The sequence below is a fragment of the Shewanella nanhaiensis genome (genome assembly GCF_019457885.1).
In the GTDB taxonomy this organism is placed as follows: Bacteria; Pseudomonadota; Gammaproteobacteria; order Enterobacterales; family Shewanellaceae; genus Shewanella; species Shewanella nanhaiensis.
In genome coordinates this window covers 1-18,392 of record NZ_JAHZST010000028.1, presented here as the reverse complement: position 1 = coordinate 18,392, position 18,392 = coordinate 1, and the positions used below count along the sequence as shown (strand labels likewise).

Sequence of the window (18,392 nt, the reverse complement as noted above, 5' to 3'; positions counted from 1 at the left end):
GTCGGCTCCTTATTAGTATAGTGACGTCTTATTGTTATCAATAAAGCTACGAGACAAGCGGCCAAACATCTTCAAATAGGTGTACACAGTGTAGCTAAGTACAATAGGTACAAAGATGATAGCAGCCCAAGTCATCACAGTAAGAGAGACTTCACTTGCTGTCGAATCCCACATGGTCAAACTCACGTTTGGCTCAAGTGAAGATGGCATAACAAATGGGAACATAGCTGCGCCACAAGTTAAGATCACTGCAGCTATCGCTAGTGAGCTAAACAGGAAGGCAAAACCACTGCGATTGAGACGGCTTGAGAACAAGACCAGAATCGGCATCACCAAGCCTAAAACAGGGAACAACATGGTGATTGGGTATTTGTCATAGTTTGTTAACCAAGCGCCCGCTTCAACCGCTACCGTTTTCAAGGTCGGATCTGAGATCCCGTAGGTATCAATCGTCGACGTAATAACATAACCGTCGATACCATTAACCAACCACACACCCGCAGCGGCGAAACAGATAAACAGAACTATCGATAAGATTTGAGATGCATTAGCAGCACGTACTCTTAACTCACCTTCAGTTTTCATCTGTAACCAGGTTGCACCTTGCATCATAAACATGCTGACACAGACGATACCCGCAAGCAGACCGAATGGGTTTAGCAGTCCAAAGAAACCGCCATGGTATGTTGCACGCAAGTATTCATCGAAATTGAATGGCACACCTTGCAACAAGTTACCAAAAGCAACACCTATGATTAGCGGCGGAACGAACCCACCAACAAATAGCGCCCAATCCCATGACTTACGCCATCTTGGATCTTCAATTTTAGAGCGGTAATCGAAGCCTACAGGACGTAAAAATAGGGCAAATAGCACCAACATCATGGCGACGTAGAATCCAGAAAAGGAGACGCCGTACACCATAGGCCAAGCAGCGAACAGAGCACCACCAGCTGTGATTAACCAAACTTGGTTGCCATCCCAATGAGGTGCTATCGAGTTGATCATGATACGGCGCTCTGTGTCATCTTTACCAATAATTGGTAAAAGTGCACCCACCCCCATATCGAAACCATCTGTCACAGCGAAACCAATAAAGAGCACGCCAATCAGCGCCCACCAGATCAATCTTAACATTTCATAATCAAACATAATCAGATCTCCCGTTTAGGCATCAAGGTTTTCAAAGTGATAACGACCAGTCTTCAAACTACTTGGGCCCTTACGTGCAAACTTAATCATTAAGTAAGCTTCGATAATCAGCAACACAGTGTAGAACAAAGAAATGGAGATAATACTAAACCAAAGATCACTTGCAGACAGACTCGATGCTGACATGAAGGTCGGTAGCACTTCAGAGATGGTCCAAGGTTGACGGCCATATTCAGCCACAAACCAACCACACTCAATTGCAATCCAAGGCAGTGGCAAGCTGTATAATGCAGCTTTCAATACCCAAGGCTTTTCCTCTATTTGATGACGCGTGCTTTGCCAGAAGGCTGCAGCGAACACAAACAGCATGATAATACCGGCACCAACCATGATACGGAATGACCAGAACATAGGCGCGACGCTTGGAATAGAGTCCTTAGCAGCAGCGACAATCTGCTCCTCAGTTGCATCAACCACATTATCGGTATAACGCTTAAGCAGCAGGCCATAACCAAGATCGACTTTAGCTTCTTCAAATGCCGCGCGCAGTTCAGGTGTTTCATTACCCGCACGAAGCTCAGTCAACATAGCATAAGCTTTCATGCCATTACGGATACGAACTTCATGCTCATCAATAAGATCATGAATACCTGTTACTTGCTCATCAAGCGAGCGCGTCGCAATAATCCCCATTGCATATGGGATCTTAATTGCATAATCAGTTTCCATGGTTTCTTGGTTTGGGAAGCCTACCGCAGTAAAGGCTGCTGGTGCAGGCTCTGTGTGCCACTCAGCTTCAATAGCCGCAAGCTTAACGCGTTGCGCCTCACCCACTTTATAACCAGATTCATCACCCAGTACGATAACCGACAGAATTGATGCCATACCAAAACTTGCTGCAATCGCAAATGAACGGCGAGCAAAAGGCAGGTCACGCTTCTTAAGAATGTAGTAAGAGCTGATAGCCAGTACAAACATGGCGCCGGCAACATAACCAGATGCCACTGTGTGAACAAACTTAACCTGAGCAACTGGATTGAACAGCACTTCAGCGAAGCTTGTCATCTCCATACGCATGGTTTCGTAGTTGAATACTGAGCCAACTGGGTGTTGCATCCAGCCGTTTGCGACTAAGATCCACAAGGCTGACATATTCGAGCCCAATGCCACTAACCAAGTCACAGCAAGATGTTGACGTTTACTGAATCTATCCCATCCGAAGAAGAACATACCAACTAAGGTTGATTCAAGGAAGAAGGCCATTAACCCTTCAATAGCAAGAGGTGCCCCGAAAATATCACCGACATAGTGAGAGTAATAGGACCAGTTTGTACCGAACTGAAACTCCATTGCGAGACCAGTGGCCACACCAAGAGCAAAGTTAATACCGAACAACTTACCCCAAAATTTAGTCATGTCTTTATAAATCTGCTTGTCAGTCATCACATAGAGTGATTCCATAATCGCAAGCAGAAAGGCCAAGCCCAAAGTTAAGGGAACAAACAAGAAGTGATACATAGCCGTCATCGCAAATTGAAAGCGCGATAACTCAACAACCTCTTCTAAAATCATTAGTGACTCCTTAGGTGGTGCATCCATTAACCATGAGTAGATCCCCATCATTCATAGTTAATGCCTATTTAGGAATTTAGTTTTAGCCCTATTTAACACCTTGAGGCGCTATCTATGACTAAACTGCATATTTTTATTTATTTGGCCGAGTTTTCAGACTATCACCTACTGCTCGCCCCACACTTTCCGACCGATCTCACAAAAAATAAAAAATTGTGACAAATGCACAGAAAAGACAGCAAAAAACTAGCTAGAGACTTATATTCAGCAACTTAACTCGATTTCACTTAGCTTTCGCCCCTATTTTATACCATTCAAAATTGATTCAAATCAATCAAACACTCCGCAGAAAACGGGTTTTGTGCTTGAGGGCACAGTTCAACGTGCAATAACCTTGACTCAAAAAAAACGTCATGTTAGGAGACGTAAGAAATAGTGGTTATACATACTTTTAATCAATTTACCCCAACCACAACTACCCTCATGGTAAAAAATACAATATAAGTGTTACATGTATCAATTTTATTACCTCAACAATAACAAGCAAAAACACCATAAGTCACAGTTAAATATACACAAAAACAAATAATCAACAATTTTAAAACATGAAAATACATACCAAAGGATTAGTTTTTATAATGATAAAATACAATTTTTCTCGTTTGAGCAATCCAAACTTTAAGCATATTATTCGTCCTGTGTTAAGGAGACGGTTCGTTAATCCGGTGAAGCAGCCCGGCACAACCAAACTCCGCTCACATCATCTAAATTACTGTGTGGAGATAGCCAAATGAAAAACTTATTCGATCGTCTAGTAAACAACTACAAGCGTGTTTTTGTTGAACTTTATACTGCAAGAGAGCTATAAAATAGCTTTTTAGCAACCCAGTTTTACTTGAAGTTTTGTTAGCGCAAAACGGCCACCTATCTCTTAGAGTTAGGTGGCTTTTTGCTATTTTACATCAAGTAAACTAAATTCCCCCACCTTATTTAGTCATCACTTATATACTATCGCTGCAATTTCATCTCACTTTTTCTCCGCTTTTTACACTTATCAACGCAATTCTGTCCAAGCGTTCATATATCAATGATTAAGCATCTACTGATGCTAGAACCGTTATATAACATATTGTTAATTGGTAATTTATTCTCCATAAGCAAAGCAAAAAAAAGAGCCTCGAAAAATTCGAAGCTCTTTTTTTACTTTTAGCTTTAGTGCTGGTTAATTTAGACTCTCTTAACCAAGCTCAACTCGAGCGTTTCTGAACATTCTCATCCAAGGGCTATCTTCGCCCCATTGATCATGGTTAAAGGTTGCCAATGAAGGCATCCTTATTGATTAACCAAGCTCAACCCGAGCGTTTCTGAACATTCTCATCCAAGGGCTATCTTCGCCCCACTCATCAGGATGCCAAGAGTTTGCAACGGTTCTAAATACTCGCTCAGGGTGTGGCATCATAATAGTCACACGGCCATCACTGCTAGTGATCCCAGAGAGCGCATTAGGCGAGCCATTTGGATTTTGAGGATATTGTGTTGCGATCTCACCTCGACCATTGACATATCTCAATGCGATGGTCGCCGATGCTTCAGCGGCAACAAGTGCTTCGGGTGAGCTAAACTCAGCACGACCTTCACCATGAGACACAGCAATTGGCATACGTGAGCCTTCCATTCCCTGTAGGAATAGTGATGGACTCTTCTGCACTTCAACTAAACTAAAGCGCGCTTCAAAACGCTCAGAGCTGTTACGTACAAATCTAGGCCAGTGCTCAGTACCAGGAATAATATCTTTTAGCGTCGATAACATCTGACAGCCATTACACACACCCAGAGACAAGCTATCACCACGTTCAAAGAACTGACTGAACTGCTCACGAGCACGAGCATTAAACAGAATAGACTTAGCCCAGCCCTCACCCGCGCCCAGTACATCACCGTAGGAGAAACCACCACAAGCCGCTAAGCCCTGGAATCCCTCTAATGTCACTCGCCCGCTGAGAATATCACTCATATGGACATCAATGCTTTCAAAGCCTGCACGATTAAAGGCAGCCGCCATCTCTAAGTGAGAGTTAACACCTTGCTCACGCAAGATAGCCATCTTAGGTGCAGCGCCTTTTAAAATATATGGTGCTGCAACATCTTCACTTGGGTCAAACTTAAGATCGACCGTTAAACCAAGATCTTCTGCATCTTGCTTTAAAGCAAACTCTTCATTCGCTGACTCAGGATTATCACGCAGTGACTGCATCTGGTGGGTTGTTTCAGCCCAAATCGTTCTCAATGCAGTGCGAGATTCAGTAAACAGTTCACGTTCACCATCACAGATAGTGATGCTGTCTTCACTTGTCAAAGTACCGATAGCGTGACAAGCAACACCTGCAGCGATAAATTTAGCTTTAATCGCTTCGCTCTGAGCGCGGCTTACCTGCAACACGCCACCTAACTCTTCGTTATATAGTCGCTCGATATCGCTACCAGAAACAGATGCAAGATCAATCTTCAATCCTGTATGACCGGCAAATGCCATCTCAACTAACGTGGTAAATAAACCGCCATCACTGCGGTCATGATATGCGATAACAGCACGCTCATTGACAAGCGGTTGCATCACTTCAAAGAAGCCACGCAGTAAGCTAGCATTTTCAAGATCTGGCGCAGTATCACCCAGCTCTCCGTAGACTTGAGCAAGACATGAACCACCGAGGCGATTATGACCCGCACTTAAGTCGACCAGTAATAGCTCCGTCTCACCTTTATCGGTGCGAAGCTGTGGCGTTACTGTGTTACGAATGTCCTGTACCGAACCAAAGGCTGTGATAACCAAAGACATAGGTGAAGTCACGGCTTTCTCTACACCGTTATCTTCCCAAGCTGTCTTCATCGACATCGAGTCTTTACCCACGGGAATGGTCAAGTCCAGTTCAGGACATAACTCTTCACCGATCGCTTTTACCGCTTCATACAGACCAGCATCTTCACCAGGGTGACCTGCAGCTGACATCCAGTTTGCAGAGAGTTTGATACGCTTTAGCGAGCCGATATCGGTCCCCGCAATGTTCATAATGGATTCGGCCACGGCCATACGCGCCGATGCACCAAAGTCCAAAAGAGCTAATGGCGTTCGTTCACCCAGTGACATAGCTTCACCGGTATATGAGTCATAACTTGACGCCGTTACCGCACAATCGGCAACAGGGATCTGCCATGGACCCACCATCTGATCTCGGTTCACAAGGCCGGTAACACTTCTATCACCTATGGTAATAAGGAAAGTTTTCTCGGCAACTGTTGGCAGACGTAGAATTCGGTGAGCAGCCTCTTTAATCTCTATCTTCTCTTGATTTAGCTCAGGAGAGACAGCTTTAGCGGTCACAACATCGCGGCTCATCTTAGGTGCTTTACCTAACAACACCTCTAGCGGCAGATCGATAGGCTTATCGTTAAAGTGCTCATCGCTCAGAGATAAGTGACGTTCCTCGGTTGCCACACCTACCACAGAAAATGGCGCACGCTCACGTTCACAAATGGCGGTAAACACCTCAAGATTTTCAGGTGCAACTGACATCACATAGCGCTCTTGTGACTCATTACACCAAATTTCAAGAGGGCTCATGCCAGGCTCATCTGAAGGCACATTTCTTAACTCAAACTTGCCACCACGATCGCCATCGTTAACCAGCTCAGGAAAAGCGTTCGATAATCCCCCCGCTCCCACGTCATGAATAAACTGTATCGGGTTTCTGTCACCCATCTGCCAGCAGCGATCGATCACCTCTTGACAGCGGCGCTCCATCTCTGGGTTTTCACGTTGCACAGAAGCAAAGTCAAGATCTTCGCTGGACTCACCTGACGCCATTGAGGAGGCTGCCCCGCCACCTAGGCCGATATTCATTGCAGGGCCACCGAGGACAATTAGCTTAGCACCGACTGTGATCTCACCTTTTTGAACATGCTCACCACGGATATTTCCAAGGCCACCTGCGAGCATGATTGGCTTATGATAACCACGAACCTCTACGCCATTATGGCTAGAAACCTCCTGCTCATAGGTACGGAAATACCCCAATAGAGCTGGACGACCAAATTCATTATTAAATGCAGCGCCGCCTAACGGCCCTTCGGTCATGATATCCAGTGCCGTTACAATACGTTCAGGCTTACCGTAATCAGCTTCCCAAGGTTGAACAAATCCAGGAATTTTTAAATTTGAAACGCTAAAGCCAGTCAGGCCCGCTTTAGGCTTAGAGCCACGTCCGGTTGCACCTTCATCACGGATCTCACCACCAGAACCTGTTGCAGCGCCAGGGTATGGGCTGATCGCAGTCGGATGGTTATGGGTCTCAACTTTCATCAAGATATGCATAGGCTCGGTGTGATAACCGTAAACACCATTATCTTCAGGGAAGAAGCGGCCTGCTTCATAACCTTCCATAACCGCAGCATTATCTTTATAGGCAGACAACACGCCATCAGGCGTCTTCTCAAAGGTATTTTTGATCATTTTGAACAATGACTTTGGCTGCACTTCGCCATCGATTGTCCAATCTGCATTAAATATTTTATGACGGCAATGCTCTGAGTTCGCTTGGGCAAACATCATCAGCTCAACATCATTAGGGTTACGTCCAAGCTTGATGAAGTTCTCAACGAGGTAATCAATCTCGTCATTGGCTAATGCCAAGCCTAAATCGTTATTCGCTTTTTCCAGTGCAGCACGGCCCTTACCTAAGATATCGACACTCGCCACCTCTTTTGGCTCTGTATGAGCGAATAGGATCTCGGCGTTATCAAAACTTGGGAGGATCACTTCCACCATGCGGTCGTGAATGATGCTGTTAAGTGTTTTTTGTTGCTCACTGTTAAGTGCATCTGACTCCACATAGTAAGCCACACCACGCTCTAAACGGTTAACCTTGTTAAGGCCACAGTTATGGGCAATATCAGTAGCCTTAGATGACCAAGGAGAGATAGTCCCTGGACGTGGAGTCACAAAATGAAGTGAACCTTCTGGTGCATGTGCTTCAATAGCAGGACCGTAGGTGAGGAGTTTGGCAAGTTGTTCTGTTTCACTCTTATCAAGAGATTCAGACAAATCGGCTAAATGGATATACTCGGCGTAAATGCCACTAACAGGAAGTGATTCATTATCAAAAGCTTCCATTAGTTTTTGAACTCTAAACGCTGATAAAGCAGGGGCTCCGCGGATGATCTCCATCACGTCATTTCACCTTATAAATTATAATTGCAGGGTCAGATCTGGCGCTATTATAGGGAAATGTTCCCGACAAATCACTCCTAGTATTTTGTCGAAAACAGTGTTTCCTGACAAATACAAACAAACAGGAATATCGACTCATAAATGGAGAGAATTAAGATAAACAGAGCAAAATTGGTCATTTATCAAACTATCTTTCACTTACCTAAAATAACGACTTTAAGAAGCGCTGGCTCTATTTTATGAAAAAGTGTAATAATCATAATTCACAGACCTTTTCCGATGAAAAATTGGACCATAATAGAGAAGATGGCTCATCTTGCTCTCCACTTCGCTCTCTTAATTCTGATTGAAAATTTGGTTTAACACGACATATGATATAATCGCCTGCTTGCTTGACGAAAATGTCGCGATAATTGGTATTTATGAATAGAATTTTGCTTACTTTACTGACACTAACACTCCTGGCTGGCTGCCAGAGAGTCGCTGTGGAGGAAACAAAATTAATACCACCAGCCGTTGAGAAAACCGTGCTGAAAGTGGGCACCATCTATGGCTCCCAAATCTATGTCACCACAGGTCAAGGGGAAGCAGGTTTTGATTACGAGATGGCCAGCCGTTTTGCTGATCATCTAGAGTTAGAGCTGGCGATGAAGCCCTACTCTAATATTAAAGATCTTTACCAAGCCCTCAACAGTGGTGAAATCGATCTGATTGCTGCAGGACTTGCCGACACCCCCACACGTAGAGAAAACTTCAGGCTTGGCCCACCTCTATATCGGGTTAATCAGGTACTGGTCTACAAACAAGGGACACCTCAACCTAAAGATATCTCTCAGCTTAAAGATGAGATAACAGTGATCACTGACTCCTCATTCGTTGACACTCTATCTCAGCTACAGAAGATCTACCCTGAACTGGTGTGGGATCAAGAGCAGGATAAAGACAGCGAAGAGCTGCTAGCCATGATAGCCAGAGGAGAGATCAGCTACACCATCGCTGACTCAACCACCTTTGAGATTAGTCGTCGTTATATGCCGGAACTAAGAGCGGGTCTGACGCTAAAAGAGAAACAAGCAATTGTTTGGCTACTACCAGCACAAAACAGCGACAAGCTTATGAGTGAACTGCTCACTTTTTGGCATGGCGAAAAGCTCAACGGCACCTTAGCTCACCTCGACGAGAAATATTTTGCTCACGTCAAACGCTTCGATTATGTCGATACCCGTGCATTTCTCAGAGCCATAGACAACAAGCTTCCTAAATATAAGGAACGCTTTCAATATTACGCAGGCGATCTCGATTGGAGAAAGCTAGCCGCTACTGCCTATCAAGAATCACATTGGAACCCCAATGCACGCTCACCGACCGGTGTGAGAGGCTTGATGATGCTAACACTGCCAACCGCCAAACAGATGGGTATTGAAAATCGCCTCGACGCAGAGCAGAGCATTAAAGGGGGAGCGAAATACCTCAGAGGCATTCTTAATCGATTACCTGACTCTATTCCCGATAACCAGCGTATGTGGTTTGCCTTAGCCTCGTACAATATTGGTTACGGCCATGTTGAAGATGCCCGAAAATTAGCAGAGTCGATGGGTTTAAATCCAAGTGCTTGGCGGGATCTGAAAGAGGTGCTACCTTTATTACAGAAGCGAAAATATTATAAACAGACACGTTACGGTTATGCTCGCGGAAATGAGGCCGTGCACTATGTTGATAATATCAGGCGCTACTATGATACCTTGGTCTGGATCGACAATCAGAATAAGTTATTAGAAGAGAATCAAGCCTTGATAGAGGAGTCTCAACTTGCCGATCAGATCGGAATTGGAGAGAAAGCGATCACAGGCGCGCAACCAGAATAATACTAAGAGAGGTAGCCGATGAAAAAAAGAGCAATCAACAATGTATCCGCACGACGCAGAGCACAACTTAAGTTAAAACATCAAAGAACATTGAACAGACAAAAGCAGTTTTTTGTGTTTCTTCAACCCTCTAGTTAAAAAATTACGCTTAATCTCAAGGTTAACTGCACTTTCACGCAGTTAATCTAATACCAATCAGCATAAGCCAATCACTCGGGGCTAGCACTCAGCTTCTGTTGCTGCTTAAGGGCTTTTTTCTCTTTGCGGCGACGTCTAAAAAATTGACTTAACTGCTCTGCGCACTCTAGCTCTAACACCCCCTGAGTCACCTCAAGTTGATGATTAAATGCAGAGTGTCGCACCAAGTCAATCACAGTGCCGGCAGCACCTGTTTTAGCATCGCTTGCTCCAAACACTAAACGTGATACTCGGGAGTGAACCATAGCGCCAGCGCACATAGCACAAGGCTCTAATGTCACATACAAGGTGGTATCTAGCAGCCGATAGTTCTCTATCACCTTCCCCGCCTGACGCAAACATTGCATCTCAGCGTGGGCGGAAGGGTCGTGTAAGCCAATGCAGAAGTTAAACCCTGCACTTATCACTTCGTCATTCTTCACTAAAATGGCACCAACAGGCACCTCACCTTTCTCTTCTGCTTTTGCGGCCATATCCATCGCCATCTTCATATAATGGATATCGCGTTCTGTTTGTGACAAGCTGCACCTCTAAATACTCTTTACACTGATCTGGTTACACTGATTAAGATTTACCAAAACTCAGTTAACTTTGGCAGCTATTATACCTGTTCACAAACAAAAGTATTCGACTGGTTAGCTATAAAGCCATCAACCAGTTAACCCTATCGATACGCGCGCCAAAAAACTTAGCTCCCGCTAATGTATGGTGACCATAGTCATAAAACAGTTTCTGATAGTTCTCAGTAATGGCATAACACACCTCTTTAGTTCGGTCGCACACATAATCCATCCTATCTAGCACGACCATCTCTTGATACCTGAGTGCAATATCATCAATTTTTCTGTTGAGCTGCTTTCTAAATTGAGCAGGCTCTCTGCGTTGAAATTGCTGAAAGTGCTTTTGGTTGATTTTATCAATATCGCTGAGCGATATATTCTCTGGACCTTCATTTTGCAGCAGTAGATTAAATAGAAAATCAGCGTAAGTGCGATGCCCAAACTCTTCGAACTCGTAGATATTCTTAACTAAAGCCACCCGTTTCCCATCAGCCATGACTCTCTCTATCACGGCTGAAAAACGTTCAATATCCATAGGTTTATACTGAGAGGCGAACATGATCACATCTGCGAGTCGATAATTTGGAGATGCAAAAAAATCATCATCAATATTGTAAATTTCAGTGCCAAAGCGTGCCACCTGATACTGCTTCATCGCCTGCTCGCTGCTCGTTAGTACATTGAACATATCTTTAGAGTGAGAATTGCCTACCAACAATAAGCGCCCTCTGGGATCGTGCTCATCAAACCATAAACCCTTATCGAATGGGTTTTTATCTACACCATAGTTTTCATCACCACTGAGTGTCCGCAGCTGACTCCAACTATTAGCGCCTAACTCGCGATTATCGGGCTGGTAGCCCCCCACCATTAAATCGGCATAGATCTCACGAGACTTAAAACCATCACTCAAATTTAGCACGCTGCCCACAAGAATAAAGGCACTGGTAGCTAGACCTGCGAAGGTAAAAATAGATCGGCGACTATAAGCTGTCTTGTTCCTAAATGGCTTCTCCACAAAGCGCCAGCTTAAGTAGGCTAATAGCACAACAGCGAGACACAGCCCAGACATCAACAGTGTCGATGGCTCAGTAAAGCTGCGATATTTCACAAATGCAAAAATGGGTTGATGCCAGAGATAAGCGCTATAGCTGATCAAACCGATACCGACAAAGAGCTTAACGCTAAGCAGTCGATTGACTAGGGTTCCCTCTTGGGCAAATACAATAATAAGCAAGGTGCCTAAGGTGGGAACCAATGCATACATACTTGGAAAGGGCACAGTTTCATCATAAGCAAACGTCGCAAAACAGATTAATACAAATCCTAATAAACTCAGCAGATTGTTAAGCCAGCGATAGGGAAGCTGAGGGGTGTGTCGACTCAAGTAAAAAGCGGCAAAGACACCAAGGAGTAACTCCCAACCTCGAGTTGGCAACAGATAAAAGGAGGCCGTTGGCATATTATAAGCCCCCCAATGACCTAGGGCTAAACTGGCTAAAAAAATCAGAAACAGCACCGTTACAACCCAGCTTTTGCCCATTTTCCAACTGAACATCAAAAACAGCGGGAAGAAGATATAGTACTGCTCCTCAACCGCTAAACTCCATGTGTGAAGCAGAGGTTTAAGCTCGGCGGCAGTATCAAAGTAATCACTCTCAAGCCAAAACAGAATATTTGATGAAAAGGTGGAGACTGCCAAAATACTTTGAATAAAATCCTTCATATCCACTGGCATCAGATAGAGCCAAGCAAAAGGAAAGCAGGCCGCCATAACAAAAAAGAGCACTGGTAAAATTCGCCTAGCTCTTCGCTCATAGAAGTTAACTAAGCTAAACCTGCCCTGCTCCATCTCTACCAGAATGATACTGGTGATGAGGTAACCACTGATCACGAAAAAGACATCAACACCAACAAAGCCACCACTAAAGTGATGGAAACCTGCATGGAACAAGATCACTGGAACCACAGCAAGGGCACGTAAACCATCAATTTCTGGACGATATTTCAAAAGCGCATCCACCCTAATCAGTTGATCTTAAGATAAGTATAAGTATATGAAAGGTTTTAGGCTTTGAAGATTTATTAAGCTAGAAAAGCGTAAAAAGAACAAAAAAAGGGCCAACGTATCAAATACGCTGGCCCTTGATTAAATAACTAACAGTGATACTTCACTTATAGAGTTATTCCCACTCAATCGTCGCAGGTGGCTTACCTGAAATATCGTAAACTACACGTGAGATACCGTCGATCTCATTGATGATACGATTAGATACGCGACCTAAGAAGTCATACGGTAGATGTGCCCAGTGTGCAGTCATGAAATCAATTGTCTCAACGGCGCGCAGTGAAACAACCCAATCATATTTACGACCATCACCCATCACCCCCACAGAGCGTACTGGTAGGAAAACAGTAAATGCTTGACTCACTTTGTTATAAAGGTCGGCTTTGTGCAGCTCTTCGATAAAGATAGCATCGGCTAGACGAAGTAGATCACAGTACTCTTTCTTCACTTCACCCAGAACACGTACACCTAAACCAGGTCCAGGGAAAGGGTGACGGTAAAGCATGTCATAAGGAAGACCTAGTTCAAGACCTATCTTACGTACTTCATCTTTAAACAGTTCACGAAGTGGCTCAACAAGCCCCATCTCCATATCATCTGGCAGACCGCCAACATTATGGTGTGATTTAATCACATGGGCTTTGCCTGTTGCGCTACCCGCTGACTCAATCACATCTGGATAGATAGTACCCTGCGCTAACCATTTAGCATTCACGCATTTCTTAGACTCTTCATCGAAAATATCAACAAAGACATGGCCAATAATTTTACGTTTAGCTTCAGGATCGGCTTCACCCGCCATCGCATCAAGGAAACGGTTTTCAGCGTCAACATGGACAATATTCAATCCAAAGTGATCGCCAAACATATCCATCACTTGCTGCGCTTCATTAAGACGTAGTAAACCGTTATCAACAAACACGCAAGTTAACTTGTCGCCAATTGCGCGGTGAAGCAGCATAGCCACCACAGATGAATCAACACCACCAGAAAGACCTAAGATAACTTCATCATCACCGATCTGCTGCTTCAATCTTTCGATAGCATCTTCGATAATAGACGCTGGCTTCCAGTTAGCATCACACTGACAGATATCCAGAGCAAAATGCTCAAGCATACGCTTACCCTGACGAGTATGCGTCACCTCTGGGTGGAACTGAACACCGTAGAATTTTTTCTCTTCGTTAGCCATCGCGGCATATGGGCAAGTTTCTGTATTAGCAACGGTTACAAAACCTTCTGGGATCTCAGAAACCTTATCACCATGACTCATCCATACATCTAACAGAGGCTTACCTGAGTCACTGATCGCATCTTCGATGCTTTTAAACAGCTCAGATTGAGTCTGAAGTTCAACTTGTGCGTAACCAAACTCGCCTTCACCGACACCTTGAATAACCTTACCGCCAAGCTGTTCAGACATGGTCTGCATGCCGTAACAGATCCCAAGTACCGGAACACCGGCATTGAAAACGTATTCAGGAGCGCGAGGTGAACCCTTTGCAGTGACACTTTCTGGGCCGCCCGCTAAGATGATGCCGTTTGGTGCAAACTCTTTAATCTGTTCTTCGGATACATCCCAAGCCCAAAGTTCACAATACACGCCGATCTCACGGATACGACGAGCGATAAGTTGAGTGTACTGAGAGCCAAAATCTAAGATCAGTATCTTATGATCATGAATGTTGTTCATGGGAAACCTTTATCTATTTAATTTGCCGGTATCAAGCCAGATAGCATCTGGCTTGGCATAACACAGAAGTTGCAGGCGGACAGAGCCCGCCGCAATTACACATCAATCAGTTATGAACCTGAACTGTAGTTCGGTGCTTCTTTGCTGATAGTCACATCGTGAACATGAGATTCGCCCATGCCAGCTGAAGTGATTTTCACAAACTCCGCTTTCTCATTAAGCTCTTTAATCGTGCCGCAACCTGTCAATCCCATGCATGAACGAAGGCCGCCCATGTGCTGGTGAATGATCTCTTTAAGCTTACCTTTATAAGCCACGCGACCTTCAATACCTTCAGGCACTAACTTGTCAGCAGCATTGTCACTTTGGAAGTAACGATCTGAAGAGCCTTGGGTCTGTGTCATCGCACCTAATGAGCCCATACCGCGGTATGACTTATAAGCACGGCCATTATAAAGTTCAGTTTCGCCTGGCGCTTCGTCAGTTCCAGCAAACATAGAACCCGCCATGATGCATGATGCACCAGCGGCTAAAGCTTTTGCCAAATCGCCAGAGAAACGGATACCGCCATCGGCGATAACAGGAATATTAAGATGCTTAACCGCTTCAGCGGCATCAGAAACAGCAGTAATTTGCGGTACGCCCACACCAGTAACGATACGAGTAGTACAGATAGAACCTGGGCCAATACCCACCTTAACGGCGTTAACACCAGCATCAACTAGCGCTAATGCACCTTCTGCTGTTGCCACGTTACCACCAACGATCTGTAGATCTGGGTACTTAGTGCGAGTGTCACGGATGCGCTGTAGTACGCCTTCAGAGTGACCGTGTGAAGAGTCAATAAGTAAGATATCAACACCAGCAGCAACAAGTGCGTCAACACGCTCTTCGTTACCAGGGCCTGCTCCAACAGCAGCGCCAACACGTAGACGACCTAACTCATCTTTACATGCATTAGGCTTACGCTCAGCTTTTTGGAAATCTTTTACTGTGATTAGACCTTTTAGCTTGAAGTTAGCATCAACCACTAATACTTTCTCAACACGGTGAGAGTGCATCAAGGTTTGAACTTCATCAAGCTTAGTGCCTTCAGGTACTGTGACCAAACGATCTTTAGGGGTCATCACTTTATCGACAGTACGGCTCCAGTCAGTGATAAAACGCACATCACGACCAGTAATAATACCAACAAGCTCATTCGCATCATTGACGACAGGGTAACCGGCAAAACCGTTTTTCTCTGTCAGAACTTTAAGCTCATCAAGTGTCGTTGTCGGCTTTACTGTCACTGGCTGCTGAACAATACCTGCTTCGTAAATTTTAACCTTACGCACTTCTTCGGCCTGCTGCTCAATGGTCATATTCTTATGAATAAAACCTAATCCACCTTCCTGAGCGATGGCGATCGCTAGGCGAGCTTCAGTCACGGTATCCATGGCTGCAGACACGATTGGAGTGTTCAGTTCTATTGTATTAGTCAGACGAGTCTTGAGTACGGCGGTATTAGGGAGAACGGTAGAGTGAGCTGGAACCAGCAACACATCATCAAAAGTTAGGGCTTCTTTTTTTAATCTTAACATGCAACATCTCCCCAAGAGATTAGAAAATAAAGGTGAAAATATTGCGGCGGGATTATACCTTGCATATTAGGTCTGGTAAATGGAAAATAGTAAAAAAGTACCATTAAGCGTGAATTTTCTATGAAAATGCCAAAAAATAATGTTTATACCGTCTCACAGCTCAATGGTGAAGTGCGCCAGCTTCTTGAGGGCGAGCTGGGGAGAGTCTGGCTTAACGCCGAAATATCGAACTTCTCCTCTCCCAGCTCCGGCCATTGGTACCTAACACTTAAAGATCACTTCGCGCAAATTCGCTGCGCCATGTTCAAGGGCAAAAACCGCACAGTCACTTTTAGACCAGCCAACGGTCAGCAGGTTCTGGTCAAAGGTTCAATCAGTGTCTATGAACCCAGAGGTGATTATCAGCTCATCATTGAGTCCATGCTACCAGCGGGTGACGGTATACTAGCTCAGCAGTATGAAGCCTTAAAGATGAAGCTCGCAGCCGAAGGACTTTTTGCCACCGACACTAAACGCCCGCTCCCGACAAATATCAATAAAATAGGGGTTATCACTTCAGCAACAGGTGCAGCGCTTAAAGATGTGCTTCATGTGTTAGCAAGGCGCGACCCCTCCATTGAAGTGGTGGTTTATCCCACTCAAGTTCAGGGTGATAACGCTGCCAAACTTATCTGCCGCGCTATCGAACTTGCCAATGCCAGACAGGAGGTAGATGTGTTACTGCTGACCCGTGGTGGTGGCTCTCTAGAAGATTTATGGTGCTTTAACAGCGAAGACTTAGCCCATTGCATCTACAACAGCGCCCTGCCAGTCATCTCTGCCGTTGGCCATGAAGTGGATACCAGCATCAGTGACTATGTCGCCGATGTCAGGGCTCCCACACCATCAGCTGGTGCGGAGCTACTTTCCAAAGATGCTGACGATAAAGCCCACAAGTTAATAGCTGGCCTCTCTCGCTTAAAGCAAAGCTGGCAACATTACCAACTTAAAACGGTTCAGAAAGCGACAGCCCTTGAAAATCGCCTGCAGCGACAAGATCCCAAACGCCGACTTGAGCAGTTTGAGCAGAGCTTCGATGAGATGCAGTTACGCCTTAACGCCGCCCTCAATAGCAGAATGCATAAACTGGCACTAAAGCAGCAAAACTTAAGTCACAGGCTGAGCCAGCAATCCCCTGAGCACAGACTAATCCTAGAATCCAAGCGTCTAGATTACCTCGCCACCCGTTTAAACGAGGGCATTAAGGATAAACTACATGATGTAGAGCTAAGCCTTAAAAACAGTACTCATCAACTACAAACAGTCAGCCCCTTAGCCACACTTAGCCGCGGCTACAGTATTACCCAAGATGAGTCAGGAAAAGTGCTACTCAATGCAAAAGATGCAAAAGCAGGCGACTTGTTAACCACAAGACTACTTGAGGGAGAGCTGCGCTCTAAAGTGGTTTAGTCACTTATCGGATAATAAGTTTCCAAGTATCATGTGGTTTAGTTGCTTATCGGATAATAAGCTCCCAAGTATCATGTGGTTTCATTGGGCAGGCTTAATGTTTGGTTGGTTTGCTGGATACCATAACTGAGTTGGTGTTTATTGCTTGCAGCATGTGCCATGCAAGGTCTTGAATGTTCCCTACATTCATAAGACATTTCCCATATCCCTATGGGTCAGATGTATCAATGTCGTGAAGGCAGGATGCCTAGGAACGACCTGAATGTGTGAATGCTTCTGCGGGACGCTATGAATATGTCTGACCTCCAGGGATGGAGGAAATGCAGAAAAAATGTCTGGAACATTTTCTGCCCTATACGCTCGACGGTGGCATCCTTGCCAGCAACGCCCACAGCCGCATTCACACCCGATTGTTTATCTCTTCGATTCAACTTCTAATGATTGAAACAACAAAGTCCCTTGGTGAACATATGGCTTAGAGCGGTTACTCTAAGCCATAAATGGACAAAAGTTTGCTGACTTGCCTGATAGCAAGTTTCAAATATCTTTTCCGGAATTGGTTTCATTGGGCTGGTTTGGTACTTGTGTGATTTAACTAATACCGTAGCTAAATTGGTGTTTATTGCTTGCAGCAAGCTGATGTGCAGATACTTCTGAGGGATGCTGTAAAGCCATCCCTGGCCGCTTAACGAAAACCTCCATGTTTTCGATACCCTCAGCCGCATCTACACCTGAGTATTTATCTCTTCGAATTAGGCTTTGTCGTTATTACTCATTTCTGGACATAAAAGAGTTTGTGCTTAGGGTCTAAAAAATGGGGGGATTAGGAAATGTGTGGTAATCAAATAAAATTGACACTGACTAATCCCCACGTATCCTCTAGTTATTTATTCACCACCAACTCTGCTCTGGATATCGGTTTACCGTGCAGAAAAACGGTATCAATACTGTTCCACGACTCAATAGAACCTAAGGGATTGTTTTTTAGAAGCAATAGATTAGCCATTTTCCCTACTTCTACAGTGCCA

9 protein-coding genes are annotated in these 18,392 nt (G+C 44.7%); 2 read left to right on the top strand and 7 right to left on the bottom strand.

Features of this window, described 5'->3' with window-relative positions; all coding sequences use genetic code 11:
* Nucleotides 1–12: 12 nt before the first annotated feature.
* The 3 genes from cydB to purL all read right to left on the bottom strand — a co-directional run bounded on the left by cydB (nucleotide 13) and on the right by purL (nucleotide 7,945).
* On the bottom strand, nucleotides 13–1,152 hold the full coding sequence (cydB, locus tag K0625_RS22910) for a cytochrome d ubiquinol oxidase subunit II (RefSeq protein WP_220111723.1): 1,140 nt from the start codon (nucleotides 1,150–1,152) through the stop codon (nucleotides 13–15).
* A 15-nt stretch (nucleotides 1,153–1,167) separates the two neighbouring features.
* A complete protein-coding gene (locus tag K0625_RS22905; RefSeq protein ID WP_012324197.1) occupies nucleotides 1,168–2,724 on the bottom strand; it encodes a cytochrome ubiquinol oxidase subunit I in 1,557 nt (518 codons plus the stop codon).
* 1,339 nt (nucleotides 2,725–4,063) lie between these two features.
* Nucleotides 4,064–7,945 carry a phosphoribosylformylglycinamidine synthase gene (gene purL / locus K0625_RS22900; RefSeq protein WP_220111742.1) on the bottom strand — a complete coding sequence of 1,294 codons (3,882 nt, stop codon included), beginning with the start codon at nucleotides 7,943–7,945 and terminating at the stop codon, nucleotides 4,064–4,066.
* A 425-nt stretch (nucleotides 7,946–8,370) separates the two neighbouring features.
* On the opposite strand from purL, the gene mltF reads away from it, so the two are divergent.
* Nucleotides 8,371–9,813 (top strand): membrane-bound lytic murein transglycosylase MltF, encoded by a 1,443-nt coding sequence (gene mltF / locus K0625_RS22895; protein ID WP_220111722.1) that lies wholly within the window; start codon nucleotides 8,371–8,373, stop codon nucleotides 9,811–9,813.
* A 209-nt stretch (nucleotides 9,814–10,022) separates the two neighbouring features.
* Here mltF and tadA read toward each other — a convergent pair whose 3' ends face one another.
* The 4 genes from tadA to guaB all read right to left on the bottom strand — a co-directional run bounded on the left by tadA (nucleotide 10,023) and on the right by guaB (nucleotide 15,915).
* Nucleotides 10,023–10,532: a tRNA adenosine(34) deaminase TadA gene (tadA, locus tag K0625_RS22890; protein ID WP_220111721.1), complete on the bottom strand. Its 510-nt coding sequence runs from the start codon at nucleotides 10,530–10,532 to the stop codon at nucleotides 10,023–10,025.
* 118 nt (nucleotides 10,533–10,650) lie between these two features.
* The gene (locus K0625_RS22885; protein ID WP_220111720.1) at nucleotides 10,651–12,582 is read right to left on the bottom strand and encodes an acyltransferase family protein; all 1,932 of its coding nucleotides are present in this window, start codon (nucleotides 12,580–12,582) and stop codon (nucleotides 10,651–10,653) included.
* A 172-nt stretch (nucleotides 12,583–12,754) separates the two neighbouring features.
* On the bottom strand, nucleotides 12,755–14,332 hold the full coding sequence (gene guaA, locus K0625_RS22880) for a glutamine-hydrolyzing GMP synthase (RefSeq protein WP_220111719.1): 1,578 nt from the start codon (nucleotides 14,330–14,332) through the stop codon (nucleotides 12,755–12,757).
* 110 nt (nucleotides 14,333–14,442) lie between these two features.
* A complete protein-coding gene (gene guaB, locus K0625_RS22875; protein ID WP_064791854.1) occupies nucleotides 14,443–15,915 on the bottom strand; it encodes an IMP dehydrogenase in 1,473 nt (490 codons plus the stop codon).
* A 120-nt stretch (nucleotides 15,916–16,035) separates the two neighbouring features.
* Between guaB and xseA the strand changes: the two genes are divergently transcribed.
* Entirely contained in the window at nucleotides 16,036–17,364 is a 1,329-nt protein-coding gene (xseA, locus tag K0625_RS22870; RefSeq protein ID WP_220111718.1) for an exodeoxyribonuclease VII large subunit, read from the top strand.
* Nucleotides 17,365–18,392: the final 1,028 nt, after the last annotated feature.

Coding starts and splice junctions, on each gene's coding strand:
- guaA (WP_220111719.1), bottom strand. CDS start 14,332: ATGAACAACATTCATGATCATAAGATACTGATCTTAGATTTTGGCTCT.
- purL (WP_220111742.1), bottom strand. CDS start 7,945: ATGGAGATCATCCGCGGAGCCCCTGCTTTATCAGCGTTTAGAGTTCAA.
- xseA (WP_220111718.1), top strand. CDS start 16,036: ATGAAAATGCCAAAAAATAATGTTTATACCGTCTCACAGCTCAATGGT.
- guaB (WP_064791854.1), bottom strand. CDS start 15,915: ATGTTAAGATTAAAAAAAGAAGCCCTAACTTTTGATGATGTGTTGCTG.
- cydB (WP_220111723.1), bottom strand. CDS start 1,152: ATGTTTGATTATGAAATGTTAAGATTGATCTGGTGGGCGCTGATTGGC.
- K0625_RS22905 (WP_012324197.1), bottom strand. CDS start 2,724: ATGATTTTAGAAGAGGTTGTTGAGTTATCGCGCTTTCAATTTGCGATG.
- mltF (WP_220111722.1), top strand. CDS start 8,371: ATGAATAGAATTTTGCTTACTTTACTGACACTAACACTCCTGGCTGGC.